Annotated in this window: 4 protein-coding genes; 2 read left to right on the top strand and 2 right to left on the bottom strand. The window is 34.0% G+C overall.

All coding sequences use genetic code 11. From position 1 onward, the window contains the following. A partial coding sequence (locus tag DB891_RS11025; protein WP_116763479.1) for a choice-of-anchor D domain-containing protein occupies window positions 1–6,149 on the top strand: 6,149 nt, incomplete at its 5' end. Window positions 6,150–6,294: 145 nt separating this feature from the next. Next, window positions 6,295–7,350: a type IX secretion system outer membrane channel protein PorV gene (gene porV, locus DB891_RS11020; RefSeq protein ID WP_116763478.1), complete on the top strand. Its 1,056-nt coding sequence runs from the start codon at window positions 6,295–6,297 to the stop codon at window positions 7,348–7,350. A gap of 88 nt (window positions 7,351–7,438) precedes the next feature. On the opposite strand, the gene DB891_RS11015 is transcribed toward porV, so the two are convergent. Both DB891_RS11015 and DB891_RS11010 read right to left on the bottom strand, forming a co-directional pair. Further along, complete coding sequence (locus tag DB891_RS11015) at window positions 7,439–8,005, bottom strand: YceI family protein (protein ID WP_116763476.1); 567 nt, start codon at window positions 8,003–8,005, stop codon at window positions 7,439–7,441. A 42-nt stretch (window positions 8,006–8,047) separates the two neighbouring features. Beyond that, the gene (locus DB891_RS11010; protein ID WP_116763474.1) at window positions 8,048–8,680 is read right to left on the bottom strand and encodes an NAD(P)H-dependent oxidoreductase; all 633 of its coding nucleotides are present in this window, start codon (window positions 8,678–8,680) and stop codon (window positions 8,048–8,050) included. Window position 8,681: the final 1 nt, after the last annotated feature.

The raw sequence follows: 8,681 nt of genomic DNA, 5'->3' as shown, positions 1-8,681 counted from the left end.
TCCTGGGATATGTTGCATCTTTAAAAATACGAAAAATCCTGTTTTTATACAACTATTTTGCTATATTTGTTCGGAATCAAACGGAGGTTTTTTCACAGACTGCCGTTAATGGACTTCTGGGACTTACTCATTACTATTTTTCAGTAATTTCAGGAGACAGATGGAAGAATCTGTCTGAATTATCAAATAGTGTTGAAGGCACAACCAATGCTGGACCAAATATAAATGTAGATGACAATAGTAAAGATATTGTTATAAATGTTGATGGTAGTACTGCATTTAAAGGATTACATGATATTACAATTTTAAATAACGCAGAAGGTGTTTTGAAATGGGAATTTTTAGCCCGTCATAAACAAACTTCTATGTCCTTTAGTTCATTAAAACAAATAAACTACCCAATAGCGAAAACAACAAAAGTTGCCTCTTTGGGAAATATAGGTAAAATTAAATCTAAGGTATCTGCCTCTTCAAGTAAGGGAGTGGTTGCTCCATTTCAATTTACTCCGACAAACAAAAGTTATTCAGACTTTCCTACTGATATTATTGGAGATGAAGATGTCAAGCTTCCAAATTCAGCAGCTACAAAATACTTTGTAAGTGAAATTGATGGATTCAACTTAACACAAATTCAAACGTATTTAAACGTAAATCCAGATTTAGGGCCTGTTATTGTTGAAGTTTATAAAGGAACAGAACTCAATAAAAAAAATCTAATTTATGCACAAGAATACAATCCTGGGAGCGCTCAAGAAGATTTTGCCTTTATAAATTTAGATGAGCAACTCTATTTTCAACAAGGAGAAACTTTTTGGGTAGTGCTTCATGTTCCGCCTGGAAATCTGTATCCTTTAAGTATCGGTTTTGAAAATGCACCGGAAGGATCTGATAATTGCTTTATATCTTTTGACTTAGGACAAAGTTGGGGGTCGCTAGAAGTGGCTCTTAACAACAAAAATTTTGCATGGTTCAATATTGCAAGCAGCCAAAATAAATACTTAGGGGAATACTTGTCTTTAAATCCTAGTAATGGGGAAATAAACGGAAATGGTAACGGAAATGCTAGCCTTTCTGCTGATGGATCTACTTTGATAAATGGTACTTACTATGCAAATGTTATTTTAAAATCCAATGATGCAAGTAAACCTGAATTAAAACTTCCAGTTACTTTAAATGTATCAGGACAGCAACCGGTTCTTAAATCTATTGAAACACTTGATTTTTCAAGCGTTTTTAAAGGGACTTCCAAAGAAATGGAATTTGTAATAACTAATTCTGGTTTGGGAAATTATAATGATGTAACTCTAACTATTTCTAATCCAAACTTTAAACTTCTTGATTGGGCTCCTAGTCAGATTTCAGCTGATAGTGAAGTTCATCTTAGAGTTAAGTATACACCTACTACTGCAGGTAATGATAATGGTGTATTATCTTTAAAATCTAGGAGCAGTTCTAAAACCTTAAAAGTTATCTTATTTGGTGTAAGTTCTGAACCTGCCAAAATTGTTGTTGACCCTATGAGTCAAATGATAGATAATGTAACATTAGGAAATCAGGTTACAGCTACAGTTATAGTAGAGAATCGTGGGCAAGCTGCTTTGAAATATTTTATTCCAACCTATGATAAATCTGGTACTAGCGATAGTTGGGAGGGAGAATATCATAAATATGGATATAAATACCGAACAAATTATGCTTCAGAAACTACTCCTTTAGTCTATCAATATCAAGATATTTCTGGTACAGGAACAGATATTACAAATTATTTTAAATCAGATAGAAATAGGTATTATCCACTTGAAATGGGATTTGATTTTCCTTATTATACTGAGAAACTGCAAACCCTATATGTTAGCTCATTTGGTTTTTCTACATTTGACAATACTATAAATCCAGTCAATTTACCAAGTTTAAATGGAGCTCCTTATTCACCAAAAGGGTATATTTCTCCTTTAGGAACTTTTGTTGAATTAGCGGCTGGTGGTAGTGTTCATTATAAAGTAGAATCAGATAAAGTTATTGTCCAATTCACAAATATCGGTGATGGATATTCAGGTATTCTTTCTGCACAAATGGTATTGTATGCAGATGGAAATATTCGTTTTTACTATTCCAATATAACCTATTCTGTTGATGCTATTCCATACCTAAACATCCTTATAGAAGATATAGCACAAACTGATGGAATTTTAGTAAATGATTATTCTAAAGCAACAGCTATATATTCTGGTTTGGCTATAGGATTTGACTATCCTGGTCCAGATATTATTACTTCTATTAGTAATGCTGGAGGAATTTTATTACCTGGGGAAACTGCCAAGATGGATGTTGTCATGGAAACAACTAAATTGCATGAAGGGATGATTAAAAGGTATTTAAATATCATATCTAATGACCCATTAAGTAATCAAATTGTTCCTTTGGTGCAAATTAATATCACTGATGGTGGTACTCCAGGATTAACTATGTCTCATACCGACATTAGTTTTGGCGATGTATTCCAAGGAGAAATAACTTCTAGAAAATTCGCCTTTAAGAATAATGGAACTGCCCCTGTAACTCTTACGGACTTTACGTTAGATAATAATAAATTTCAAATAACAGGAAAAACAAACGCAACAATTGTACCTGGGCTTAGTGAAGTCTTTGAGGTTACTATGCCTACTGATGTTGTTACTAGTTTAACTGATGCTTTGCGAATTACGGATAGTGAAGGAGTTAAATATGTACTCACACTTTCAGGAAAAGTAATGGATCCGCCTGCTATATCAGTTACTAATTTAGATTTAATTACAGAGGTGTTAAATCATGGAGAAAAGTCTAAATACCCAATACTTATAGAAAATAACGGTATAGCAGACCTTGAAGTGGTAGCAACAGGTACTAATTGGTTGACAATGTCTGTGCCAGTAAGCGCTATGCAAGCAATTCCAAATTTCACCTATAGTTATGAAACATTTAATGATGGAACAAACTATCAATGGATTGATATCCGCCAAAAAGGAACTCATTTACCAGTGGCCAAAGATGTTTTTGACTTTGAACAATATTGGTCTAAAATAACACTACCAAGAGCCATTAGTTTTTATGGTAAAGAATATACTGAAGCGTATATTGGTACTACAGGATTGTTGACTTTTGATGAGCCAACAGAAATTGCTGTTTTTAATGGAGGTATGCCTTACGATAAACTTAAAACTGTAATAGCCCCTTATTGGACTTTTAGTGCCTTTGACACAACTACTTATCCGAAAGATGAAGTGGGTGTTTTCTATTATAGTGATGAAGAAAAAATCATTATTTCATGGGAATATTTTGTTAATTTCTTTGGAGGATTGGGTGATCCAGTATCAGCCCAAGTTATCTTTTATAAGAATGGAACCATGAAATTTCAATATAAAGTTAATGGTAGTCTGGATTTAACTACTAATTTATCATCTTTCGGGATCCAAAATGGCGATAGTTCCGATTTTGTTAATATATCAGACCATGCTAATGTAAATCATGGAACTGGTTTAGCTTATGTTCTTAGCCCAGCAAAAAAACATGTAATTCCAGCTGGATCTACTTTAAGTGCTCAAATAGATATAGACGCAAGTACTATTTATGCAGGGGAATATAATAGTACACTAAAATTAAGAACCAATGTTCCAAACAAGGAATTTCTTGAAAAACCAATACATCTAACTGTAAATGGCGCACCTACTATTACTTCAAATGTAACGGAAATAAATTACGGTGAAATAATGGTCAATTCTTTAGTAAGTAACACGAAAGAATTCGAAATTGAAAATTCAGGCAGTCAATCTCTTCAATTATCAAAAATGTCAATTGAAAGTGGTTCTGTTGAATATACCATTGAAGCATACACATTTTTTCAAGATTGGTTTTATGGGGATTATTGGAGCTGGGTAAATATAAATGACTTAGCGGGTAATTTTGCAACTATATTACCAAGCGAAAAAACCAAATTCAGAATTACTTATGTTCCATCGACTGAAGGATCTGTTGCTGATAATATTGTTATTGAAAGCAATGCTACAGTTCCGACAATGATGATTCCTATAAAGGCAGTTGTTACGTTAGCACCTGTTTTAACGATGCAAACAAAGCAAGTTAATAGTGTCGTTAATTATTTGACAGATACAGATACACAATTTGCTGTTTTTGATAATACTACTGGTGGTGGTACTTTGAAATATGAATTGAGTATTGACTATTTGAGAAAACCTATAACAGGGCTTAGTTCCCGCACACAATTATTTTCAAAAGTTGGAAAAGCATCCAATCTTGAGCATTTATTAAAATCTTCCCCTGTACCTAAAGGAGGTGGTATTAGTGCATTCTCTGCACCTACCTTTAATCGTGTATTGGCTTACGAAGATAAGATTGATGCTGATACCCATTTTGGTTACGATGGTGGTGAACCTTTTACAACTGCAACACGATTTAATGCGGGTAAAGATGGTTTTACTTTGTCACATTTTCAAACACACATGTCTGGTTTTACTAAACCGTCAGGGACTATTTTTTACGAAATACGAGCAGGTGGTACTTCTGTAGCAGATGCAACTATAATTGATCAAGGCTCTGTAGATTACCAATATGTTGGTGACAAAAAGGGTGCTTGGGTTACATTGCCTATAAATAAAGTACAAGGGCTTCATCCAAATGAAGATTTCTATGTAATCATAACCTATCCTTATGAATTGCCTTATGTACAAGGCTCAGTTTCAGGAATTGATAATACACCTGGAAGATATACCATAGCAACCGGTGATGGTGTTTGGTATGATTTGCAAGATGCGGATTTATTTCCTGGTTATGGATGGATGGTAAGAGCAGGAGAAGAGAATTATGCTTCTAACGCATGGGTTTCTATAAATGGTCTTTCAAATGGAGATATTGCTCCAGGTGAGAAAAAAGAAGTTCAATTAGACTTTATAGCAGCGAATGGATTTCGTGGAGACCAACATGCCGTTTTAAACATAAGATCAAACGATCCAGTTAATGGTCTAGGTCAAGTTCCTGTTAATTTGCATATTAATGAAGCCCCAATATTCTCCAAAATTCCTGAAGAAGTTGTTTTAGTAAATGAAACTTCCGAAGTGATTGTTAATGTAGGGTTGTCGGATAAAGAAGATAATAGTATTACTATTCAAGCTCCAAATGTACCTTCATGGGTGTCATTTGAAAGAATTGGTCAAGAAGTTTCAATCAAATTAACTCCAGGTTATGAAACTGCTGGAAAATACACATTGAACTTTAAGGCTGTTGATGAATTTGGTGCTTCAAAAGAAATGTCATTGAAAGTGGAAGTATTAAAAACCAATCGTGCACCTGTTGCTAAACAGTCTGAAGAACTAGTTTATTCTAAATTGAAGTATTTTGATGTGCGCCAATTTGAAAATTATTTTTCAGATCCAGATGCTGATAAAATGACTTTTAAAGCTTCAGTAGCAAATACAAGTATTGTATCTGTAACAACAGGGCAAGAACTTGGTCAATATGTAATTGAAACACATACTGCAGGTGAAACAATAGTAACCTTGACAGCCACAGATATTTACGGCTTAAGCACAGAACAACAAATAAAGGTTACCGTTGTAAATAATCGATCCCCTATAGCGCTAGGAGCACAAGCACTTGTTTATGATAGATTATTAGTTCAGGAATCATATAGTTTTGATAAGTATTTTAATGATCCAGATGGAGATGTATTGACCTTTCAAGCTACTATATTGGATCCAACGATTGCATCAATATCCACATCGGGGAATGGCTTTATAATTGAAAGCCTTTCAAACGGTGAAACTGAATTGATTTTAACGGCTACAGATACCTATGGAGCAAGTGTTGAGCAGCGTATAACGGTTATTGTGAACCAATCGGAAGTTACGGAACTCAATATATTTCCTAATCCCGTTGTAAACACAGTAAATATCAAGTGGGAAAACCGTTGGGCTGGAGATGTTGTCGTTGAAATTGTAGCTCTTAACGGGGCAACTGTTCGCAGGTATGAGATCAAAGATGTGCAACTTAAACCTTATAGTGAGTTAGACTTGAGCAGTTTGCCTACAGGAGCTTATTTTCTCCATGCAAGTGGAAAAGAAGGAACATCCTCAGTGCTCAAATTTATTAAAAGATAGTAAGAAGTAAACAACGAAATGATGTGATAAAATGCGTAGCGATACAAAATTTAATGTTTTAGAGGAATTTTACTTCACCACAAACAATAGGTATTGTATCGCATCACGTATTTTATTTTTAATAAAAAACAATTAACTTATACAAATGAAAAAAATATTTCTTTTATTTTCACTGCTCTTTGGAGTTGGAAATTTAATCGCACAAGAACAAAATCAGGGAACTGTCACCGGAGTCCCTTTTTTGCTCATCTCAGCAGATGCTAGAGCATCTGGTATGGGAGATATCGGAGTAGCGACCTCACCGGATGTTTTTTCACAACAATGGAATCCAGCAAAATATCCTTTTTCCGAAAATAAACTGGGCATAGGTTTGAGCTATACACCCTATATGTCTTCTTTGACAAATGATGTCGCTTTGTTAAATCTAAATTACTTTAATAAGATTAATGAAAGAAGTACTTATGCACTTAGTTTAAGATATTTTGGTTTAGGAGAAACCGTATTTAAACAAAATGAATCTGATCCAGGACAAGCTGTGACTCCAAATGAAATGGCGTTTGATGGATCTTATTCCTTAAAATTAAGCCAAACATTTTCGATGTCCGTTACAGGGAGATACATTCGTTCGGATTTAAAAATTCAAGAAGTTGATGCTACTGCCGGTGTTGCCAGTACATTTGCCGTAGACATTGCGGGATATTACCAGACAGCTGAAATATCCTATAAAAATTTTCAGGGTATTTGGCGAGCTGGGTTTAATCTTTCCAACCTTGGACCTAAGTTGAACTACGATGAAAATTCCGGATCTGAAAGTGTTTTACCGACCAATTTTAAATTGGGTGGAGGTTTTGACTTTATTTTAGACAAGGATAATACATTGGGAACTTCCATAGAGTTTAATAAACTACTTGTTGAGGGATCAAATGGTGTGACAACCGGACTTGGACTTGAATATTTATACCAAAACTGTTTTGCATTAAGAACAGGATTTTACAATGACAGTAATGGAATGGAGAATCGCAATTTTTTCACTTTTGGAGCCGGATTTAAATATAAGACGGTCAAATTTGATTTGTCATACCTAAATTCCACATCCAATCAGACAACGCCATTGGATAATGTACTACGATTTTCTCTATCTTTTAATATTGGTGACAATGCTGCTGATAACATTAAAGAAGAGGAAAAAATCAGTAACTAAAACAAGTACTGTTCTTCTGTATTTTAAATTATAACATAAAAAAAGCCAACAAGAAATTGTTGGCTTTTTGTTTACTTTATGTCGAAAATTAAACTTTCAAGTTTACTGTTAACTCAAAATCATCATAGATTGTTTTGTCTCCCAATCCTTCAAAGAAGTTAGCTGATTTGTATTTGATATCGTATTTTGTTCTGTCAATTTTTAATGCTGTTGTAGCAGTATTTCCTTTTACAGCAATATCAAAAGTAATTGGTTTTGTAATGGCTTTGATAGTTAAATCAGCAGTTACAGTATATACGTCATTTCCTTTTGCGGCAATAGTTTTGAAAACTAAAGTTGATGTTGGGAATTTATCAGTTCCAAAGAAATCATCTGCTTTCAAGTGACCGTTTAATTTACCTTGGTATTCTCCAGTTAAATCGGTAGCAGTTAATGATGTCATATCAACTGTGAAAGTTCCTCCAGTTAATGCATTTTTTTTGAAAACTAAAGCTCCACTTTTTATGGCTACAGTTCCAGAATGTTCTCCTGTTACTTTTTTTCCAACCCAGTTGATGGTACTTTTAGAAACGTCTACTTTTTTAGTTTGTGCAGTTACTGATAATGTAGATAAAGCTACTACGAATGCTAAGGCAATTGATTTTAAATTTTTCATGTGTAATTTGTTTAAATTGATTTTAATTTTAATTAGTAATTATTATAAAGTGATAAATAGGTCCTCTTGTGATTTTCTAACTTTTTTGTAAAATTGAGTCGCATCCTCTTCGTGACGGTATCCAACAGTTGCAATAAGGGAAGCATTAAGATGTAATTTGTCTAATCCTAATATTTCGTTTACTTGTGCAGGAACAAATCCTTCCATTGGTGTAACGTCAATTTTAAGTTCGGCAGCGGCATTCAATAAATTACCTAAGGCCAAATAAGTTTGTTTTGATGCCCAAACATTTTTGATTGCGGGTTCCAAAGTCGAAATTTTAGATTTCATGAAGTCTCCATATCCCGCCAATGCTTCAATTGGAGTTTCTCTAGTGATGCTTATTGTATTCAAATATTCATCAATTGCATCATCTCCAAGATTGGTATCATTAGCGAAAACAAACAAATGTGAAGCCTCTACTATTTGTAATTGTCCCCAGGCAGCCGGTTGTAATTGTGCTCTTAATTCAGGATTTTCAACGATAATAACTTTGTATGGTTGTAATCCGTAAGAAGAGGAACTCATACGAATCGCTTCTTTTAATGTATTTAAGTCTTCAGTAGAAATTTTTTTAGTGGCATCAAATTTCTTTGTTGCGTATCTCCAATTTTGATTGTTTAAGAAATTGCTCATA

This window comes from Flavobacterium laiguense (assembly GCF_003097655.1).
Classification (GTDB): Bacteria; Bacteroidota; Bacteroidia; order Flavobacteriales; family Flavobacteriaceae; genus Flavobacterium; species Flavobacterium laiguense.
Note: the sequence above shows the minus strand (reverse complement) of the source record. Positions and strands in the feature narration are given on the sequence as shown.

Coding starts and splice junctions, on each gene's coding strand:
- porV (WP_116763478.1), top strand. CDS start 6,295: ATGAAAAAAATATTTCTTTTATTTTCACTGCTCTTTGGAGTTGGAAAT.
- DB891_RS11015 (WP_116763476.1), bottom strand. CDS start 8,005: ATGAAAAATTTAAAATCAATTGCCTTAGCATTCGTAGTAGCTTTATCT.
- DB891_RS11010 (WP_116763474.1), bottom strand. CDS start 8,680: ATGAGCAATTTCTTAAACAATCAAAATTGGAGATACGCAACAAAGAAA.